The 18375-nt window shown below is 60.6% G+C and carries 18 protein-coding genes; 4 read left to right on the forward strand and 14 right to left on the reverse strand.

Annotated elements, in window-relative coordinates; translation table 11 throughout:
• Positions 1-5: 5 nt before the first annotated feature.
• Positions 6-629, reverse strand: a complete 624-nt coding sequence (locus tag CRP40_RS05915) for a 2OG-Fe(II) oxygenase (RefSeq protein WP_027913456.1) — start codon at positions 627-629, stop codon at positions 6-8.
• Positions 630-749: 120 nt separating this feature from the next.
• Between CRP40_RS05915 and CRP40_RS05920 the strand changes: the two genes are divergently transcribed.
• On the forward strand, positions 750-1502 hold the full coding sequence (locus CRP40_RS05920) for a DUF2059 domain-containing protein (RefSeq protein ID WP_027913455.1): 753 nt from the start codon (positions 750-752) through the stop codon (positions 1500-1502).
• Here the strand turns inward: CRP40_RS05920 and CRP40_RS05925 are convergent, their stop codons facing one another.
• Positions 1503-2429 (reverse strand): alpha/beta hydrolase, encoded by a 927-nt coding sequence (locus CRP40_RS05925; RefSeq protein WP_027913454.1) that lies wholly within the window; start codon positions 2427-2429, stop codon positions 1503-1505. It abuts the gene before it with no gap.
• A gap of 123 nt (positions 2430-2552) precedes the next feature.
• Between CRP40_RS05925 and CRP40_RS05930 the strand changes: the two genes are divergently transcribed.
• Entirely contained in the window at positions 2553-3122 is a 570-nt protein-coding gene (locus tag CRP40_RS05930) for a DUF6436 domain-containing protein (protein WP_027913453.1), read from the forward strand.
• Here the strand turns inward: CRP40_RS05930 and CRP40_RS05935 are convergent.
• Positions 3101-3667: a sugar O-acetyltransferase gene (locus CRP40_RS05935; protein WP_027913452.1), complete on the reverse strand. Its 567-nt coding sequence runs from the start codon at positions 3665-3667 to the stop codon at positions 3101-3103. The two genes, CRP40_RS05930 and CRP40_RS05935, sit on opposite strands and share 22 nt — an antisense overlap.
• Positions 3668-3917: 250 nt before the next feature.
• On the opposite strand from CRP40_RS05935, the gene CRP40_RS05940 reads away from it, so the two are divergent.
• Positions 3918-4736 (forward strand): alpha/beta hydrolase, encoded by an 819-nt coding sequence (locus CRP40_RS05940; protein WP_027913451.1) that lies wholly within the window; start codon positions 3918-3920, stop codon positions 4734-4736.
• A 126-nt stretch (positions 4737-4862) separates the two neighbouring features.
• Here CRP40_RS05940 and CRP40_RS05945 read toward each other — a convergent pair whose 3' ends face one another.
• From CRP40_RS05945 to CRP40_RS05995, 11 genes are all read right to left on the reverse strand, one after another.
• A complete protein-coding gene (locus tag CRP40_RS05945) occupies positions 4863-5648 on the reverse strand; it encodes a MetQ/NlpA family ABC transporter substrate-binding protein (protein WP_027913450.1) in 786 nt (261 codons plus the stop codon).
• A 176-nt stretch (positions 5649-5824) separates the two neighbouring features.
• Positions 5825-6655 carry a sigma 54-interacting transcriptional regulator gene (locus tag CRP40_RS05950; protein ID WP_027913449.1) on the reverse strand — a complete coding sequence of 277 codons (831 nt, stop codon included), beginning with the start codon at positions 6653-6655 and terminating at the stop codon, positions 5825-5827.
• A gap of 61 nt (positions 6656-6716) precedes the next feature.
• The gene (locus CRP40_RS05955; RefSeq protein WP_027913448.1) at positions 6717-7298 is read right to left on the reverse strand and encodes an alpha/beta hydrolase; all 582 of its coding nucleotides are present in this window, start codon (positions 7296-7298) and stop codon (positions 6717-6719) included.
• Between the two features lie 156 nt (positions 7299-7454).
• Positions 7455-8444: a sulfate ABC transporter ATP-binding protein gene (locus CRP40_RS05960; RefSeq protein ID WP_027913447.1), complete on the reverse strand. Its 990-nt coding sequence runs from the start codon at positions 8442-8444 to the stop codon at positions 7455-7457.
• Between the two features lie 3 nt (positions 8445-8447).
• The gene (gene cysW / locus CRP40_RS05965) at positions 8448-9320 is read right to left on the reverse strand and encodes a sulfate ABC transporter permease subunit CysW (RefSeq protein ID WP_023532630.1); all 873 of its coding nucleotides are present in this window, start codon (positions 9318-9320) and stop codon (positions 8448-8450) included.
• A gap of 11 nt (positions 9321-9331) precedes the next feature.
• Entirely contained in the window at positions 9332-10150 is an 819-nt protein-coding gene (gene cysT / locus CRP40_RS05970; RefSeq protein WP_023532644.1) for a sulfate ABC transporter permease subunit CysT, read from the reverse strand.
• An 83-nt stretch (positions 10151-10233) separates the two neighbouring features.
• Positions 10234-11241: a sulfate ABC transporter substrate-binding protein gene (locus CRP40_RS05975; protein WP_027913446.1), complete on the reverse strand. Its 1008-nt coding sequence runs from the start codon at positions 11239-11241 to the stop codon at positions 10234-10236.
• Between the two features lie 49 nt (positions 11242-11290).
• Positions 11291-11473: a sulfur starvation response protein OscA gene (oscA, locus tag CRP40_RS05980; protein ID WP_003248957.1), complete on the reverse strand. Its 183-nt coding sequence runs from the start codon at positions 11471-11473 to the stop codon at positions 11291-11293.
• Between the two features lie 380 nt (positions 11474-11853).
• Positions 11854-14907, reverse strand: coding sequence for an efflux RND transporter permease subunit (locus tag CRP40_RS05985; protein ID WP_027913445.1), 3054 nt, complete (start codon positions 14905-14907; stop codon positions 11854-11856).
• Positions 14904-15971 (reverse strand): efflux RND transporter periplasmic adaptor subunit, encoded by a 1068-nt coding sequence (locus CRP40_RS05990; protein ID WP_027913444.1) that lies wholly within the window; start codon positions 15969-15971, stop codon positions 14904-14906. The genes CRP40_RS05985 and CRP40_RS05990 overlap by 4 nt, the downstream gene beginning before the upstream one ends.
• A complete protein-coding gene (locus CRP40_RS05995; protein ID WP_027913443.1) occupies positions 15968-17056 on the reverse strand; it encodes an efflux RND transporter periplasmic adaptor subunit in 1089 nt (362 codons plus the stop codon). Before CRP40_RS05995 ends, CRP40_RS05990 begins: the two co-directional genes overlap by 4 nt.
• A gap of 430 nt (positions 17057-17486) precedes the next feature.
• Here CRP40_RS05995 and CRP40_RS06000 point away from each other — a divergent pair, with 430 nt between their 5' ends.
• Entirely contained in the window at positions 17487-18320 is an 834-nt protein-coding gene (locus CRP40_RS06000; protein ID WP_176505835.1) for an RHS repeat-associated core domain-containing protein, read from the forward strand.
• Positions 18321-18375 lie beyond the last annotated feature (55 nt).

Raw genomic sequence — 18375 nt, forward strand, 5'->3', positions numbered from 1 at the left:
CCCGCTCAGAAGGGATCATTGCCACGGCGCCTGAACCAGCCAGTCAATGACAGGCGCTCGCGACCGGCCGGCAGCACCTCATGAGGGACTTCGCCGGACAGGAAGACCACCAGGCACCCCGCGACGGGCTGAACATCGTGCTCCACCCCATCGGCCAGGAACATGCGCAACTGTCCACCGTCTGCGGGCGTCCAGTCATCGTTCAGGTAGAACACGGCCGAAACCATGCGCCGGTCGTCATCGCGAAAACGGTCCAAATGCCGTTTGTAGAAAGCGCCGGGTGGGTAAAGCGCAAAGTGGCATTCGAAGTCTTCCAGGCCCAGGAAGAGCCCTTGGTTGATTGCCAGGCGCAGTTGGTCCATGGCTGCCAGGTACTGGTCGCAGGCGTGCGCCTGGCCTGGATCGATCCACTGGATCTGATCCCCACGGATGGCCTCGCGCACCTCTTGGGAAGGCCCCCGTCCAATCCCTGCGGGGTTGAGCTCCCCTTCGGCATAACGGCGTCGGCATTCGTTTGCCAGCGCGCCGACCAGGTCCGCCGGCAGAAACAGTGCCTGCTGGGACCAGCCATGGGTGGCCAAATCGTCGACGACGGCCGCAAGCATTGGGTGTTGGGGGGAAATGTGCATGGCGCATCATATCCATTCGCCCCGTCGGCGCACAGCGCCACTTGGCTGAGAAGCGCGTGGATATCTCGACAAACCGGCGCTGCCCCACAGACAATAGCCCTCTGCCGACAGGAGTCCTGAATGCGCCGTCTGTTTTCCCTGATTCTGCTGATGAGCTGCACGTTGCCTGTCTGGGCAGATAGCCTGGATCAGCTGTACAAGACCGCTGGCTGGCCCGAGCAACGCGCCCATTTCACCGACGCCTTGAACGCCGCCCAGCAGCGCTACCGCAACAGCTTGCCACCTGCCGTTTACCAGGCGCTGGTGAGCAACAGCAACCAGCGCTTCCAGGCCCAGGCCGTGGACCGCCGTGCACTGGCGCAACTGCGCTCGGCACTGCCCAATCCATCACCGGCGCTGGCCTTTTTCCAGTCGCCGCTAGGGCGCAAGATCGTCGCGGCCGAATTGCGGGCTACCCGCAAGGATGAGTTGGCCAAGAACGCCGATGGGCTCCCGAAGATTCAGGCCAGCGATGATCGCATGCTGATCATTGGGCACCTGGCCCAGGCGCTACCCGCCCGTGAGGCAGGGGCCGAGGTGAGCCTTGCCATTGCCGGCATGGCTGCCGACAGCCTGAGCTCGATGATTCCGGGGTTGTTGGGCGGTGGGCAGGCCCAAGGTCTGCTCGACGGCCAGCGCCAACGCCTTATGAAGCAGATCGGCCAGGACCTGAACAACACCCTGCTGTATGTATACCGTGACCTCACGGACGCAGAACTCGAAGCGTTTGCAACCTTTGCCGAATCCAACGACGGCAAAGCCTACTATCGAGCTGCGCTGGCAGCCATTCGCGCCGGCCTGGCGGTTGGCCAAAGTACCGGCGAGCTGAATTGATCAACCCAAGTGCTGGTCGATGAAGTCGAAATAGCGCTGTCGAATGGCAGGCAGTTCGTTGGCAAGATGATGTCGGGCCCCGGGTAGCATCATGACCTGCGGCTGCGCGAACTTAGCCCTCAGCACCTGAAGGTTGTAAGGCCAGTCGACCGTGCCATCGGCCTCTCCTTGCACAATCAAGGGCTGCCGGGTACTGACGGGCGCCGCCTCGATGCGTGTGATCCAATCGATCAGTGCGCCAACCCATGCCGTTGGTAATCGCCTGGGCTGAAGCGGATCAGCTTCAAGAAACGGTAGAAACGCAGGGTCTGTGCTGTTTTCGGTGAAACGCCGCTCGATGCCGTTCACGAAGTGGCGCAACACGTGATAGCTGAGCTTCGACCAGCGCCAGGCACAGGGGCGTACCAATGGGGCAAGCAGCAATACCTGCCCATCGATGGGGCTTGTCTGTGGGTTGTGCAGCAGGTGATCCACGGCAATGGCCCCACCTGTGCTCTGCCCGCACAGGTGCCATGGATGAGGCAGCTGCAAGCTGCGCGTCTGTTCGAACAGGCACTCAAGTACCTGCTGGTAGATCGCGAAATCATCGATGCTGGCGCGTTCGCCGCTAGACAGGCCGTGGCCGGGTAAATCGCAGCTGACAACGGCATAACCGCGCTTCAATGCCCATGCCACCAGATGCCTGTACAAGCCCATGTGGTCGTAGTACCCGTGCAACAGCAGCAAGGTAGCCTTGGGCTGCTGTGGACACCACACCTGCGCAACCACCTCGAATCCGGCAACCGCAAACTGCCCAAGCCAGCTGTGGACAGGCAGATCGAGCCCATAGAAGCGTTGGTAGGCCTTCGCATGGGTGCACAGCGGCTTACGCGCATTCAGCGGGGCCAGGCTTGTGCGCAGGAGGTCTGGATGGAAGCTTGCAGGCATTTTGGTGGGTCCGGCGTGAAGCAAGTATTGACCTGAGATATTCAGCTCATCGACGCGCCGTGGCAAGCTGGCCGTACCAGCAACCCACCTCCCACTGCCCGTGGGAGCAGCAATCGGCCTTTCATGAACCTGCGAACTCTCAAATGGCTGAGCATGATGCTCGGCGTCGTGGCCGGGACGGTCATCATCTGGCAGGCGTACACGACCTTCCAGGTCCGCTATTTACGCCCGTTCGACAACCAGGCCACGTTGTTCGACGGCTCGCACTTACAGCTACCTACCGAACTGGCCGGCCCCGGACCCGTGCGGGTCGTGCATTTCTGGGACCCAGCCTGCCCGTGTAACGTTGGCAACCAACAGCACCTGGCCGACCTGATGAAGCAGTTCACGAACCGGGGCGTCAGCTTTCACGTCTTGCACAAACCCGGCACACGGGGCTATCTGCCGGACGACCTTGCTGCGCTGGAACCACTAAGCAACCTGCCTGGCAGTGAACATATGCCAGCGTCGCCCGCGGTAGCCATCTGGGATCGCCAAGGGCACCTGGCCTACTTCGGCCCGTACAGCGAAGGCGCGGTATGCAACGCTGCCAACAGCTTCATCGAGCCCATACTCACCGCGCTGCTCGACGGCCGCCCTGTCAGCGCCTCCAACACCCTGGCGATCGGCTGTTACTGCCCCTGGGCAGACTGATGTATGCGAGCAGGGTTGCCCACCACCGTCGCCCCTGCCGGAACATCCCGGGTAACGACACTGCCTGCGCCGACCACTGCATCATCACCGATGCACACCCCTGGAAGAATGATGGCACCGCCACCAATCCACACGTTATTGCCAATGCTGACCGGCCGCCCACTCTCAAGGCCCGTGCGCCGCAGCTGCGGGTCGAGCGGGTGGTCGGCCGTGTAGATCTGCACATTGGGGCCGATCTGGCAGTCCTCGCCGATGTGCACAGGCAGTACGTCAAGGATCACGCAATTGAAGTTCATGAACGTATTGCGGCCCACGCTGATGTTGTATCCATAGTCGCAATAGAAAGGGGCACGCAGCACCACACCCTCACCCGCATGGCCGAGGTGCCCTGCCAGCAATGCATGCCGCGCCTGGGCCGTCAGCTCCACGTTGTTGTTGTAGCGGTGCATCCAGTGTTTGTTGGCCGCCTGTTCGGCTTGCAACTCGGGGCACGTGGCGTGATACAGCTCGCCTGTCAGCATTTTCTGTTTTTCGCTTTTGGACATGGAAACTCCTGGCGGCTCGTTATGCTACTGATCGTCAGACCTCACGATGAACCAGACTTCCCAACGCGTCGCATGAAAGCGGCGTGCTGCTCAACCCCGCAGCGGCTGTGCAGCGCGCTATCAGAACCCGCCGATGGCAACGCGTTTGCCAAAGGATACGTTCTGGTGTGCATCCACTAATCAGACAAGCGCATGTAACGAGCAGGCCTACGCGCTTACTGCATGCATTTTTTCTCAAGAGAAATGACCTATGCATAAAAGATTCATGGAAATCGATGGCGCACGGCTGAGCTACATCGACCAGGGCCAAGGTTTTCCAGTGCTCCTTGGCCACAGCTATTTGTGGTCAGCTGACATGTGGAGTGAGCAGCTCGACGCGCTGTCCCGGCATTTTCGAGTCATCATTCCAGAGCTCTGGGGGCACGGCGACTCCGATGCTCCGCCGGTTACGACCAGAACCACCTCTGATCTGGCGCGTCAGCACATTCAATTGCTCGACAAGCTGGGGATTGAACGCTGCCACCTGGTGGGGCTATCGGTCGGGGGGATGTGGGGGGCACTGCTGGCCGCCGAGCATCCCGAGCGGGTTGACCGCCTGGTGCTGATGGATACCTACCTGGGCGCAGAGCCGGACGCCACCAAACGCAAGTATTTCGCCTTGTTGGATGCTGCGTCTGCCGCAGGTGCGTTCGACGATGAGCTGCTGGACGTCATCGTACCCATCTTCTTTCATCCCGGCGGCCATACAGTGCCAGCACTGCGTGAACGGTTTCGAGCAACATTGAAGGCCACGTCCGCCAACACTATCCGCGACAGCTATGACCCAATGGGCCGCATCATATTCGGCCGACCGGACGCACTGGCGCAATTAGGGGGCCTTTGTAGCGAACGAACCATCGTGGTGTGTGGCGACCAGGACATCCCCAGGCCACCGGCTGAAGCCAACGAGATGGCGCAGATCATCAATTGCCTGGCCGCTCAGATCCCCGTTGCGGGGCATATCTCGTGCCTGGAAAACCCTGAGGTGGTGAACCAGTTTCTCTTGAATTGGCTACCGCGACACTGCTGAAGCCTGCTGGCCTGTTTCAAGCAGCTGACCATTCTTGCAACGCGGTAACCTGAGCCCAATAGGGTTGGGCTCAGGTGGAGACGCCCTCAGGTCGCGATTGGAAACGACCCGAAGGCAGCCGGTGCATCAGAATGCAGGCAGCACGGCACCTTGGTATTTCTTGGCGATGAATGCCTTCACTTCAGGGCTGGTCAAGGCTTTGGCCAGCTTCTGAATGGCATCGCTGTCCTTGTTGTCAGGACGCGCCACGAGGAAGTTGACGTAAGGCGAGTCGCTGCCTTCGATGACCAAGGCATCCTTGGCAGGATTCAGGCCGGCTTCCAGCGCGTAGTTGGTATTGATCATGTCCAGGTCGACCTGATCCAGCACGCGCGGCAACATGGCCGACTCCAGCTCGCGAAACTTCAGGTTTTTCGGGTTCTCGGCGATGTCTTTCGGGGTGGCCAGGGCGTTCTTCGGGTCCTTGAGGGTGATCAGCCCCGCCTTCTGCAAGAGCAGCAGTGCGCGGCCGCTGTTGCTGCCCTCGTTAGGAATGGCAACGGTTGAGCCTTCCTTGAGCTCATCCAGGCTTTTGACCTTCTTCGAGTAGCCACCAAACGGCTCGACATGCACGCCGATCACGGTCTCAAGGTGCGTACCCTTGCCCTCGTTGAAGCTCTGCAGGTACGGGAGGGTCTGGAAGTAGTTGGCATCCAGACGCTTCTGATCAACCTGCACGTTGGGTTGCACGTAGTCGGTGAATACCTTGATCTGCAAGTCGACACCTTCTTTGGCCAACGTCGGCTTGATCAGCTCCAAGATCTCGGCATGGGGCACCGGCGTTGCGGCAACCACCAGTTTTTCGGCGGCGGCGACCAGGCCGCTAAAGGACAGGGCGGCAGCCAGGGCAGTGGTCAGCAGGGTCTTCTTCATGGTGATCCTTGTTCTGCATCTGAGCCATCGAAGATGGCAAATGGGGCGCCCAACGCAATGCGATGACGGGCGTGAAGCGGACAATACCGATAATTTTTATTCCCGAACAATATCTTTTATTTCGTTGCTTATTCCAAAACCAAAATGCCACCAGCGTGTTTGCTTATGAGCTGCCTCTAGCGTGGAACGTCGGGCAGGTCCAGGTCTTCGGGCAGGATTTCCGGCCCATCACTGACCAGCAGGGCGAAGTGGATGACGTTTTCCAGCTCACGGGTATTGCCGGTCCAAGGATGCTGCTCGAGCAGGCTCTGTGCAGCCTCGCTTATCAACGGCACGGGCCGCTGCAAACGCCCGCTGTAGATGCCAACGAAGTATTCCGCCAACGCAAGGATGTCCCCCGGCCGCTCGCGCAGCGGCGGCAATTCAAGGGCGCCCTCGCGCAAATATTGATACAACCGCTCGCTGAAGCGCCCTGCCTTCACCACCCGCGCCAGGTCAATGCTCGTGGCCGCCACCAGTCGTACATCCACCGGCTGCGCCTGGTGTGCGCCTACGCGGGTGACTTCGCGGTTTTCCAGTGCTGCCAGCAGCTTGGCCTGAATGGCCTGTGGCAAGTCGGCGATCTCGTCCAGGTAAAGCGTGCCGCCGTTGGCCGATCCGAACCAGCCAGCGCGGCTGCTGGCAGTGCCGCCATGGCTACCGGCGCTATAACCGAACAGCTCTGCATCGGCATAGGTTGGGCTGATGGCGGCGCAGTTGACCGACACGAACAGGCCGGTGCGGTCGCTGGCGCGGTGAATCTGGCGGGCCAGCAACTCCTTGCCGGTGCCGGTTTCGCCTCGGATCAGCACCGGCAGCGGCAGCGGCGCCAGGTGCTCCAGCTCCGTGCGCAATCGCTGGGAACGCGGGTCGATGAAGACCAGCGCCTTGGCGCGAATGCTCAGCGGGCTCTTGTCGAGTTCGGGGAATGTCAGCAATGGCTGGCCGAAGGGGTTCTGATACGTCATGACGAGCTCCCGCCCCTGGCCTGCGGCGGCCGGGCGTGTGACGGATGGAAACGGACGCCGTTCAGGCGCGGCGCAGCGCGCGTTGTTCGATGCGGCCTTGCAGGCGATACAGGTAGGCGAACCCCTGCTCCCAGCATTCATGGCCGGATTTCACGTTGATGTGGCCGGCGCCGGTCAGAAGCCCTGCTTCTGCACCCCACTGCTGGGCCATGTGCAAGGCGCGCGGGACGCTGACAGCGGGATCGTTGTCCGAGCTGACCACCTGACTCGGAAAGGGAAGCGGCGCCTGCGGGATGGGCGAAAAATTGCGCAGCGCCGGCGCGCACCCTGGTCGCTCGACATCCGCCGGCGCCACCAACAAGGCGCCACGCACGCGACCGAGCAGAGCGGCAGCGGCCTGTTCGGCCCAATGCGCCACCGTGATGCAGCCCAGGCTATGGGCAATCAGGATCACCGGGCCGGGCTCGGCGGCGATGGCGGTATCCAGCGCCTTCACCCAGTCCTGGCAGAGCGGTGTCAGCCAATCGCGCTGCTCCACGCGTGCGCTGTTGGGCAGCGTACGCTGCCAGTGGCTTTGCCAATGATTGTCCGGCGATCCCTGCCAGCCTGGGATGATCAGGTAGCGAACTGATTCGTTACGCATGAAGTGGGTCTCCAGTAGCTTGCGTGCTTGGAAACCCAGTATAAGGCGGCCTATATATACTTAAAGGAATAAAAAGAAATTTGTTTATAACCTTTAAGTAAATAACCAGCCGACGTGACCTTGCGACGCCGCGTTATTCCCATCAACCGTACTGCCTCAAATGGCTGGCAGTTTCTGCCAGACCTTCGGCCGGAAGAACAACGTTTCGCCCCTTGCCAGCCCTGTCAGACTGTCGTGGTCCTTGACCACCTCAGCTTCGATCAGCTCGCTTTGGCCCTCGACTTTCAAGGTCACCCGCGTGGTGGCACCCAACGGGCGAATATCCCGAACTTCGGCGGCATGGTGGCCCTCGGTTTCATGACGCGACAACGACACTTCATGGGGCCGGAACAGCACATGCTGACCCTCGCTCAAGGCCAGGCGGTTGGAATCCCCCAGGAAGTGGTAGACGAAATCATTGGCGGGTTGTTCGTACACTTCGCCCGGCGAGCCGATCTGCTCGATCACGCCCTTGTTCATGACCACGATCCGGTCAGCCACTTCCATGGCCTCTTCCTGGTCATGGGTCACGAATACCGAGGTCAGGTTGATATCTTCGTGCAAGCGGGCCAGCCAGCGGCGCAGCTCCTTTCGCACCTTGGCGTCCAGTGCGCCGAAGGGTTCGTCCAGCAGCAGCACCTTGGGCTCCACGGCCAGCGCGCGGGCAAGGGCGATACGCTGACGCTGACCACCGGACAATTGCTCCGGGTAGCGATCGGACAGCCAGTCGAGCTGCACCATGTTCAGCAGCTCGTGCACTTTATGGGCAATGCTGCTTTCGCTCGGGCGCTCACTCTTGGGCTTCATGCGCAGGCCGAAGGCGACGTTGTCGAATACGGTCATGTGCCTGAACAGCGCGTAGTGCTGGAATACGAATCCGACGTTGCGATCACGAACGTCATGGCCAGATACGTCCTCGCCATGGAATACGATATTGCCCTGATCAGGTGTTTCCAGGCCGGCGATGATGCGCAGCAGCGTGGTCTTGCCGCAGCCGGATGGGCCCAGCAGCGCTACCAGCTCACCGCTGTTGATGTCCAGGTTGATACCATCGAGCGCCTGGAAACTGTTGAAACGCTTGCTGACGTTACGAACTTCGATCGACATGAATCATTCCTCCGCAGCGCTATGGCGCAGACGGTTAATACGGTTCTCGCTCCACTGCTTGAGCAGCAGGATGAAGAGCGCCAGGATCAGCAACAGGCTGGCCACGCTGAAGGCCGCCACGTGGTTGTACTCGTTGTAGAGAATTTCCACGTGTAGCGGCAGCGTGTTGGTCACGCCACGAATATGGCCGGAAACGACCGACACCGCGCCGAATTCGCCCATCGCCCGCGCTGTACACAACACCACGCCATAGATAAGGCCCCACTTGATGTTCGGCAGCGTCACATGCCAGAACATCTGCCAGCCATTGGCACCGAGCAACCGGGCAGCTTCTTCTTCCTGGGTGCCTTGTTCCTGCATCAGCGGAATCAGCTCGCGGGCTACGAACGGGACCGTGACGAAGATGGTGGCCAGGACGATGCCCGGCAGGGCGAAGACGATCTGGATGTCGTGATCCTGCAGCCACGGCCCGAACAGGCCCTGGGCACCGAACATGAGCACGTAGACCAGGCCGGCGATCACGGGCGACACCGAGAACGGCAGGTCAATCAGGGTGACCAGAATACTTTTGCCGCGGAAGCTGTACTTGCTCACGCACCATGCCGCACTGACCCCGAACACCAGGTTCAGCGGCACCGAAATGGCAACGGCGAGCAGGGTGAGTTTCAGGGCCGACAACGCGTCGGGTTCGAAGATGGCTTCGAAGAAAGTGCCGAACCCATTCTTCAGGGCCTGGGAAACCACGATGACCAGCGGCAACAGCAGAAACAGTGCAAACACCAGCCAGCCAAGGCCGATGAGTAACCGCCGCGATGTGGCGCTGCCGCGGCGGGCGGCGTTGGCGGCGGCGGTTGCATTCAGGGAAGAACTGGACATGCCGACCTCCTTCAAGGGGTTTCGATGCGGCGCTGCAACAGGTTGATCAGCAGCAGCAGAATGAAGGAAACCACCAGCATCAACACGCCAATGGCGGTAGCGCCGGTGTAGTCGTACTGGTCGAGCTTGACCATGATCAGCAGGGGCAGGATCTCGGTTTTCATCGGCATGTTGCCGGCGATGAAAATGACCGAACCGTACTCACCCACGCCACGGGCGAACGCCAGGGCAAAGCCGGTGAGCCAGGCCGGTAGCAAGGCCGGGGCCAGGATGTGGCGAAACACCTGCAGCGGTCTGGCGCCCAGGCAGGCAGCGGCTTCTTCGACCTCGCGCGGGATGTCTGCCAGCACTGGTTGTACCGTGCGCACCACGAACGGCAGGGTGACGAACGTCAGCGCCAGGGTGATGCCCAAGGGGGTATAGGCGATCTTGAAACCCAGGTCGGTCGCGAACTGGCCGACCCAGCCCGCCGGCGCGTACAGCGCGGTGAGCGCGATGCCGGCCACTGCCGTTGGAAGGGCGAAAGGTAAATCGATCATCGCGTCGATGATCTTGCGCCCGGGGAAGGTATAGCGCACCAGCACCCAGGCCAGCAGCGTCCCGATCACACCGTTGATGATCGCGGCAAACAGGGCGGTGCCAAAGCTCAGCTTCAGCGCAGCGATGACCCGCGGCGCGCTGATGATGGTCCAGAACTGTTCGAAGGTCAGCTGCGAGGCATGGATGAACATGGCCGCCAGCGGTATCAGCACAATCAGGCTGAGGTACACCAAGGTGTATCCCAGCGTCAGCCCGAAGCCGGGTATGACGGGGGAAATGCGACGTGACATAGAGATCCCTGGTTGAATGCACGTGGCCCGGGAACCATCCCGGGCCGTGGTAGGCGTCCGAATTGTGTGTTGTTCCTTGGCCCTTACTGTGCCTGATAGATCTGGTCGAACACACCGCCATCATTGAAGAATTTTGGCTGGGCGATCTTCCAGCCGCCGAAGTCCTTGTCGATGGTCACCAGGTCCAGCTTGGGGAACTGCTTGCCAAATTCAGCCGCCACCTTCTCGTCACGCGGGCGGTAGAAGTTCTCGGCGGCGATCTTCTGTCCGGCCGGGCTGTAGAGGTGTTTCAGGTACTCGGTAGCGATTTCGGTATTGCCCTTTTTCTCGGCGTTCTTATCGACCACCGCCACGGGCGGCTCGGCCAGGATCGACAGCGACGGCACGACGATGTCGAACTTGTCAGCCCCACCGTCTTCCTTCAACGCCAGGAAGGCTTCGTTCTCCCAGGCCAGCAGCACATCGCCCTGACCGTTGTTGACGAAGGTGATGGTCGATCCGCGGGCGCCGGTGTCCAGGACTGGCACGTGCTTGAACAGTTCCTGCACGTAGGCTTTTGCCTTGTCCTCGCTACCGCCGGTTTTCAGGCCATAGGCCCAGGCGGCGAGGAAGTTCCAGCGCGCGCCCCCGGAAGTCTTGGGGTTCGGGGTAATGACCGACACATCCTTCTTGATCAGGTCGCCCCAGTCCTTGATGCCTTTGGGGTTGCCCTTGCGTACCAGGAATACGATGGTCGAGGTGTAGGGGGTGCTGGCGTCCGGCAAACGCGTCTGCCAGTTTTCCGGCAGGGTCTTGCCGAGCTTGGCGATTTCGTCGATGTCGCCGGCCAAGGCCAGGGTCACCACGTCGGCGCGCAGACCGTCAATCACCGCACGGCCCTGTTTGCCCGAGCCGCCATGGGACTGCTGGATCTTCACCTTATCGCCTGGATGGGCCTGCTGCCAGTGCTTGATGAACTCGGCGTTGTACTGCTGGTACAGCTCACGGGTCGGGTCGTAGGACACGTTCAGCAGTTCGTAATCCTTGGCGATGGCGGAACCGGCAAAAATAGCACTGGCCAGAGCGGCAAGCGCATAACGACGGATGGACATGGTGAAGCTCCCGATTGGCATTTTTCTAGTTCTGGAAGGTGGGGCGTGTTCAGCCGGGCTTGTTGCCAGGCTGCTGCAGGCGGAACTTCTCCTTGCGCTCGATCTGCACCACCTGGGCGTTGTGCACGGTGATTTCCACAGCGCCAAAGCGCAGATCGCGCAGCGCGCTCTGGATCTCACGCAAGATGGTGGCTTCGTCCTGACCGTCGATACTGCGCAGCGATGCACTCATGCTCGTTCTCCTTGGAGTGAGATTGCCGGGCAGAGGTTTGAATGAGGGTTTGCGCCTGGCGTGAGGGCAATAGTAGTGGGGGCGGGTTATTCTTAAAAATACTGTTTGGGCATTTTTATATAACCATTTACACGATTGTCTGGATGCGCTTCCTCAATGGACGTATTAGCGCAGGCCATGCGCTGGTTGACGTGTTTGCGCGTAGAGTCCATCGCCGAAAAGTCGGCTTTTACGCGCAGGGTCGCTGGCTTCCAGGTCGTGGCTTAGGTGTGCAGTTGAGGGGTGCAGGTTCGCCTCGTAGGCGCGGCGTCTGCGGGGCGCCAAAGCGGCCATGATGGGCCGCAGAACGGCCCCGCATGGCAAGCGGCGCGATAGGCGCCTCAACCTTCCTGATGCGGCTCGCGGATCTTGTAGGACGCTACGTAGAGCGCTGGCAAGAACAGCAAGGTGAGCAAGGTTGCCACAATGATGCCGCCAATCATGGCGTACGCCATTGGCCCCCAGAATACTTCGCGAGCAATCGGAATCATGCCCAGGCTGGCAGCCGCAGCTGTCAGCAGGATTGGCCGGCGACGATGGTTGGTGGCCTCGACCACGGCATCCCATGGTGAATACCCCTGGCCTTCGAATTCATCGATCTGGGTGACCAGAATGACCGAGTTACGAATGATGATGCCCGCCAGCGCCAGGATGCCCAGGATCGCCACGAAGCCCATCGGCGTACCCGTCGGCACCAGCGCCAACACCACACCGATCAGGCCCAACGGCGCGACGCTGATCACCAGGAACAGCTTCTTCACGCTGTGCAACTGGATCATCAGGAACGTGGCCATCAGGAACAGCATCAGCGGGATCACTTTAGCGATGGGCCCCTGTGCCTTGCCGCTCTCCTCCACGGTGCCGCCGGTGGCCACTTCGTAGCCGGTAGGCAACTCGCTGGCGAACTTTTCGATGTCTGGCTTGAGCTGAGCCACCAGGTCCGTAGGCTGAATATCCCCGTTGACCGACGCTTTGAGGGTGATCGTAGGCTTGCGATCGCGCCGCCACACAAGAGGCTGCTCCTGCTCGTAGCGCACCGTGGCGAATGACAGCAAGGGTATCGAAGTGCCGTTGGGTGTAAGGATCTGCAGGTTCTGCAGCGTATCGGGCGAGCCCCGCTCGCTATCCACGGCGCGGGCCACCACGTCGATCAGGTAGATATCATCGTTGACCTGGGTAACGGGCACGCCGGTGACGATGCTGTTCATTACATTGGCCACATCTTCCGAAGAAAGCCCCAACTGGCGGGCCTTGTCCTGGGCAATATCGATGCGCAGCACTTTACCCGGCTCGTTCCAGTCGTAAATCATTTCGCCGATGTTGGGGTTCTTGTCCAACAGGGTCGCCAGCTCGATGGCATGCTTGCGCACCTGCTCGATGTCCTTGCCGCTGACGCGGTACTGGATCGGTCGCCCCACAGGTGGCCCCATCTCCAGCGACTGAACGTTCGAACCGATACCGACGAAGTCCTCTCGCAGGCGTTTCTGCAGGCGAGTGATGAGCTCACCGCGCTCTTCCAGGCCTTTGCTGACGATGACCAATTGGGCGTAGTACGGGTTCTGCAGTTGCTGGTCCAGCGGCAGGTAGAAGCGCACCGCACCTTGACCGATATAGGTGCTCCAGTGATCGATGTCTTCGTCATCCTTGAGCGTGGCCTCCAGCTGGTCGACCACCTTGCGAGTTTCCTGGATCGACGCGTTCTGTGGCAGGTTCAGATCGACCAGGATTTCCGGGCGGTCCGAAGCAGGGAAGAACTGGTTCTGCACGAAGCGCATGCAGAACACGGCCAGGGCGAACAGCACCACGGTGCCGATGATGGTCATCCAACGGTGGCGCATGCTCCACAGCAGGCCATGCTCGAAGACCCGGGCTACCCTGCCCGGCTTGTCATCATGGGACTTCACTTTGCGGGCGTTGAGAATGTGCACGCCAAGCACGGGGGCGAAGAACACGGCCACCACCCATGACACCAACAGCGCAACGGCAATGACCGCGAACAAGGTGAAGGTGTATTCACCTGCCGAACTTGCGTTGAGGCCAATCGGTACGAAACCTGCGACAGTCACCAGCGTACCGGTGAGCATTGGGAATGCCGTGGAGGTGTAAGCGAAAGTAGCAGCGTCTTCCTTGCTCTCGCCCATTTCCAGGCGCGTGACCATCACCTCCACGGTGATCATGGCGTCATCCACCAGCAGCCCCAGCGCAATGATCAGTGCACCTAGCGAGATACGCTGCATGGTGATGCCGCTGTATTCCATGAATACGAACACCATGGCCAGTACCAGTGGGATCGAGCACGCCACCACCAGGCCTGCACGCACACCCAAGCTGACGAAGCTCACGGCCAGAACAATGATCACCGCTTCGAACAATGCACTGGTGAAGCCACCGACGGCCTTCTCCACCACCGTCGCCTGGTTGGACACCGTGTGCACATCGACGCCTACCGGAAGCTCGTTGGTGATGCGCTGCATGGTTTGCTTGAGCGCCTTGCCAAACTCCTGGATGTTGCCGCCCTTCTGCATGCCGATGGCAAGGCCCAGGGCCGTCTTGCCGTTGTAGCGGAACATCGGCGCAGGCGGGTTGGTGTAGCCGCGTTCGACCTCGGCGATGTCTGCCAAGCGGAAGAAGCGATCGTTGATGCGCAGGTTGACGTTCTCAAGGTCCTTTTCCGAGGCGAACTGCCCACTTGTCCGTACGGAGATGCGCTCCGGCCCGGCCTCGATCACGCCCGCTGGCGTCACGCTGTTCTGCGCCTGCAGAGCCTGCATCACCTGGCGCTGGTCGATACCCAAGGCGGCGAGCTTGCGGGTGGAGAAGTTCAGGTAGAGCACTTCGTCCTGGATACCGACCATTTCGATCTTGCCGATATTGGGTACTTCGCGGACCTCGGCCCGCGCCTGCTCCACATAATCACGCAGCTGGCGCAGGCTCAGCCCGTCGGCGGTGAAGGCGTAGATGGAACCGAACACATCGCCGAATTCATCGTTGAAGCCGGGGCCCTGCAAGCCCTCGGGGAAATCGCCGCGAATGTCCTGGATCTTCTTGCGGACCTGATACCAGATCTGCGGTATGTCGTCTGCCTTGGTAGTGTCGCGCAGGTAGACGAACACCGTTGATTCACCAGGCCGGGTATAGCTCTTGGTGTAATCGAGCGAATCGAGCTCCTCGAGCTTCTTCTCGATCCGGTCGGTGACCTGCAGCAGCGTTTCTTCCTGGGTAGCGCCAGGCCAGCGGGTCTGGATCACCATGGTCTTGATGGTGAAGGACGGATCCTCCTCACGACCCAGGTTGAAGTACGAAAAGATGCCCATGAGCAAACCGACGAACATCAGGTACCACACGAACGACTGATGCTTGAGCGCCCATTCGGACAGGTTGAAGCTTCCTTTCATTGCGCATCCTCGTCGAAGGTGACCTGCTGGCCAGGCTTGAGGCTATTGACGCCGGCGATCACCACCCGCTCCCCAGGCTGTACGCCTGATGAGACGACGATGCGGTCCTCGTTTCGGTCGATCAGGGTCACGTCGCGCAAGGCGACGGTTTTCTGCTGGGGGTCGACGACCCATACCTGTGTCTTGCCATCGCGCTCCAGCAGCGCGCTGACCGGCAGCTCGCTGCGAGGAGAAACCTGCGAGCTGAGAGTGACGCTGACGGCAGTTCCCAGATGGAACGTTTCAGGGGTGCTGGCCAAGGTCAGCCGCGCACGCCGCGTGCGGGTGGTGGCATCGGCCTTGGGCTCGAGCTCGCGCAGGGTGGCGGTGGTGTTGACGGCGGGGTTGAGCTGCGAGGCGACAGTGAAGGTCAGGTCCGGTGTCAACTGCTCGGCAATGCCGATGGGCAGGTCAATCACCGCTTCCTTCACGTCCGGCCTGGCGAGCGTGACCACAGCCTGCCCAGCGGTGACGGTTTGCCCGGCTTCGGCCTGCCAGTCAGTAATCACCGCCGCATGATCGCTGCGCAGCGTGGTATAGCCCAGCTGGTCACGGGCCTGACTGACCGAGGAACGAGCCTGCTCCAGCGTGGCGCCGGCTGTTTTCAGGTTGGTCTGGGCGATGTCCAACTGGGCCTGAGCACCCACGCCGCGGTCGTACAACTGTTGTTGCCGGCGGGCGTCGGACTGCGCGTTGATCCACTGCGCCTGCACCCTGGCCAGATCGCCTTCGGCAGCGCGCAGCTGATTTTGCTGGTCGGTCGGATCCAGCGTGGCCAACGTATCGCCCGCTTTGACCTGGGCCCCGACGTCCAGCCAGCGGCGAGCGATGCGCCCGCCCACACGAAAGCCCAGGGTACTTTCGTAACGCGCTTCGATCACGCCTGCAAAGCGGCCCAAGCGGGCCTGCAACTGAGGTTGCACCACTACCGACAGCACTGGACGAACCGGCTCCGGCGGCTGCTCTTCCTTGCCGCACCCGACAAGCAAAACACCGGCACACATCAACGTCAGCCAAGGCTTCATAGCGGGCTCTCCGGCGCTTTGGCGGGTACTTTTTCAACTTTCATACCGGGGTGCAGCAGCTGCCCGCCGGTTACCACGACGACTTCGCCACCGTCGAGACCTTTGCCGATGACCACAGTGCCGGTCAGGTAGCGGCTTACTTCGACTTCCCGCAACTGCACCTTGTCCCCCTCGCCCACGATCCACACGGCGGGTTTCTTCAAGCCTTTGGTCAGTGCCGACCAGGGCAGCTCGACACTCGGCTTGCCCCGCCCTTGGGTCGTCACGGTGACGGGCGCGCCCAACTGCATCGCAGGCGGAACGTCCTGCAATCCGACCTTGACCTGCACCGTGCCGCTTTGAGCCGAGACAGTGGGGGTAATTTCACGCACCGCTCCACGGGCCTGCACCTTCGGATCGTCCAACAGGCTGACCACGACGCTGGCATCACTGGGCGTGCCCGCCAGAAGCGACTCGTACACGTTGAACACCGCATCACGCTCGCCGTCACGGGCCAGGCTGAAGATGGGCATGGTCGCTTGCACCACTTGCCCTACCTCGGCCTGACGCTCGGTGATCACCCCGTCGGCTTCGGAGACCAGCGCGGTATAACTCAATTGCTCGTTTGCGTTGGCCAGTTGAGCTTGCGCAGCCTTCAGCGCGCTTTTATTGCTGCGCAACGAGGCCTGGGCAGCATCATATTCGCTTTGACTGGTATAGCCCTTGGGCAACAGCTTCTGCTGACGAACGAAGGCAGCTTGGGTCTGGGTCACCCGTGCCTGCGCCGCGAACACTTCGGCCTTGGCCGAAGCCACGTTGTTCTGCAAGTCTTTAGGGTCGAGCCGGGCCAGTACCTGCTTGGCCTTTACGTGATCGCCTACATCTACACTGCGCGAAATGATCTTGCCGCCTACGCGGAATGAGAGGTCCGTCTGCACCCGCGCCTGGATGTCGCCAGTCAGCGTCACCCGGGCTGCGAAATCGGCGGACTGGACATTCTGTACCCCTACACGGGGCAGCGTTTCAGGCAGCTCTTCCTTGCTGCAGCCGGTGAGCATGCCCAGCAGCCCCAAGCCCGTGACCAGTAGCGCACGCGACAACGTCATGGAGGCTCCTTTCTTGCGCGCAAAAGATTCATGCATGCGATTCGCCAAGCAGGCCAGGGTTCCATAATTCTTGCTGTAGACGCCAGACGCCCTGCCGCCTCCAGCCTCGTGGGTGGCTTCGTCAGGCCAGGTGTTGGCAAACCCTGGCAATTCTGTCAGTAGCCCACGCTTTCAAGATCACGATACTGTCGCCTGACGCGAAACTTCCAACCTACCACTGCTTGCAGACGGTCGGTCTTATTCATCCGGGGATGTTGGTATGGACAAATCTGGCAGGGTCCACGCGTTCTATCAAGCCGGCCAACTCGTCACGGAACTGGGTGACGACGTCAAACGCTCGGTGTTCCGAGGTCAGGCACGCTTTCTAGGCCATCTTGCAGGCGATAAGCGGACGCCTTCAGTAAGCGCGGTAGACAGGGGCAACACCGTAATGGCCGAGCCCCACACCAACTGCCTGGCTCGCTTTTCCTACACGCCTTACGGCCAAAGGGCCCGTTTGAATGAACCGGACACGCCATGGGCGTATCACGGTGAGCGACTGGATGCACTATTGGATGGGTATCCACTGGGCAACGGCTATCGACTGTATAGACCGGCACTCATGCGGTTTGGCGCCCCTGACAACCTGAGCCCTTTTGGACAGGGGATGCTCAATGCGTATGCCTACTGCCTGGCTGACCCTGTCAATCAAAGTGATCCATCAGGCCACTTCGCGGTGAGAAGCCTGATCAAGTATGCAAGCTGGATCACAGCCGCTGCGTCCTTAACAGCAGGCACAGCCCTTGCTGTCGTCGGTGCTTCGAAAAATGACGATAACCTTATCGGAGTGGCGATCGGCGTTTATATTGGTGGGTCATCGCTTGTCGCCGCTTTATTCGTCCGGGAAAAATATATGAGTACGCTCAGAGCCGACTCGTCATATGGAGAACGGTTCTCGACTACAGTGGGAGGCAGCGACCGACGAAACGTGCATGACCCTGTACAGAGCTTTTCATCAGCGGATGTGACCTTGGTACCTCCAAGTGTCCATACGAATAGAAGATTTGGTGGCTCGCATTTAACAACGCAACCGGTAGTTCCGGCCCCGCCTCCCAGCTATTCGAGTTTAAACCTTCAAGCGCCAGGTCTGGACGAGCTTCCCAGCTATTTGGATCTTTATCCCAACCAGGACTCAACTGGAGGAAGCTTGTCGCACAGGAACAGCCTCCCCCCACATATCGAGCCACAGCGAATTATGAATAGAGTTCGGCGCTTAAGTGTCTAGTGACCTCGCCGTAGCAATTCGTCACAAACGATACGTTTATGCGGCCACATTCAGT

The sequence above is a fragment of the Pseudomonas sp. URMO17WK12:I9 genome (assembly GCF_900230165.1).
GTDB lineage: Bacteria > Pseudomonadota > Gammaproteobacteria > Pseudomonadales > Pseudomonadaceae > Aquipseudomonas > Aquipseudomonas fulva.

Excerpts from the sequence above, each read along its gene's own strand:
- CRP40_RS05915 (WP_027913456.1), bottom strand. The coding sequence starts at position 629 with ATGCACATTTCCCCCCAACACCCAATGCTTGCGGCCGTCGTCGACGAT.
- CRP40_RS05920 (WP_027913455.1), top strand. The coding sequence starts at position 750 with ATGCGCCGTCTGTTTTCCCTGATTCTGCTGATGAGCTGCACGTTGCCT.
- CRP40_RS05925 (WP_027913454.1), bottom strand. The coding sequence starts at position 2,429 with ATGCCTGCAAGCTTCCATCCAGACCTCCTGCGCACAAGCCTGGCCCCG.
- CRP40_RS05930 (WP_027913453.1), top strand. The coding sequence starts at position 2,553 with ATGAACCTGCGAACTCTCAAATGGCTGAGCATGATGCTCGGCGTCGTG.
- CRP40_RS05935 (WP_027913452.1), bottom strand. The coding sequence starts at position 3,667 with ATGTCCAAAAGCGAAAAACAGAAAATGCTGACAGGCGAGCTGTATCAC.
- CRP40_RS05940 (WP_027913451.1), top strand. The coding sequence starts at position 3,918 with ATGCATAAAAGATTCATGGAAATCGATGGCGCACGGCTGAGCTACATC.
- CRP40_RS05945 (WP_027913450.1), bottom strand. The coding sequence starts at position 5,648 with ATGAAGAAGACCCTGCTGACCACTGCCCTGGCTGCCGCCCTGTCCTTT.
- CRP40_RS05950 (WP_027913449.1), bottom strand. The coding sequence starts at position 6,655 with ATGACGTATCAGAACCCCTTCGGCCAGCCATTGCTGACATTCCCCGAA.
- CRP40_RS05955 (WP_027913448.1), bottom strand. The coding sequence starts at position 7,298 with ATGCGTAACGAATCAGTTCGCTACCTGATCATCCCAGGCTGGCAGGGA.
- CRP40_RS05960 (WP_027913447.1), bottom strand. The coding sequence starts at position 8,444 with ATGTCGATCGAAGTTCGTAACGTCAGCAAGCGTTTCAACAGTTTCCAG.
- cysW (WP_023532630.1), bottom strand. The coding sequence starts at position 9,320 with ATGTCCAGTTCTTCCCTGAATGCAACCGCCGCCGCCAACGCCGCCCGC.
- cysT (WP_023532644.1), bottom strand. The coding sequence starts at position 10,150 with ATGTCACGTCGCATTTCCCCCGTCATACCCGGCTTCGGGCTGACGCTG.
- CRP40_RS05975 (WP_027913446.1), bottom strand. The coding sequence starts at position 11,241 with ATGTCCATCCGTCGTTATGCGCTTGCCGCTCTGGCCAGTGCTATTTTT.
- oscA (WP_003248957.1), bottom strand. The coding sequence starts at position 11,473 with ATGAGTGCATCGCTGCGCAGTATCGACGGTCAGGACGAAGCCACCATC.
- CRP40_RS05985 (WP_027913445.1), bottom strand. The coding sequence starts at position 14,907 with ATGAAAGGAAGCTTCAACCTGTCCGAATGGGCGCTCAAGCATCAGTCG.
- CRP40_RS05990 (WP_027913444.1), bottom strand. The coding sequence starts at position 15,971 with ATGAAGCCTTGGCTGACGTTGATGTGTGCCGGTGTTTTGCTTGTCGGG.
- CRP40_RS05995 (WP_027913443.1), bottom strand. The coding sequence starts at position 17,056 with ATGACGTTGTCGCGTGCGCTACTGGTCACGGGCTTGGGGCTGCTGGGC.
- CRP40_RS06000 (WP_176505835.1), top strand. The coding sequence starts at position 17,487 with ATGGCCGAGCCCCACACCAACTGCCTGGCTCGCTTTTCCTACACGCCT.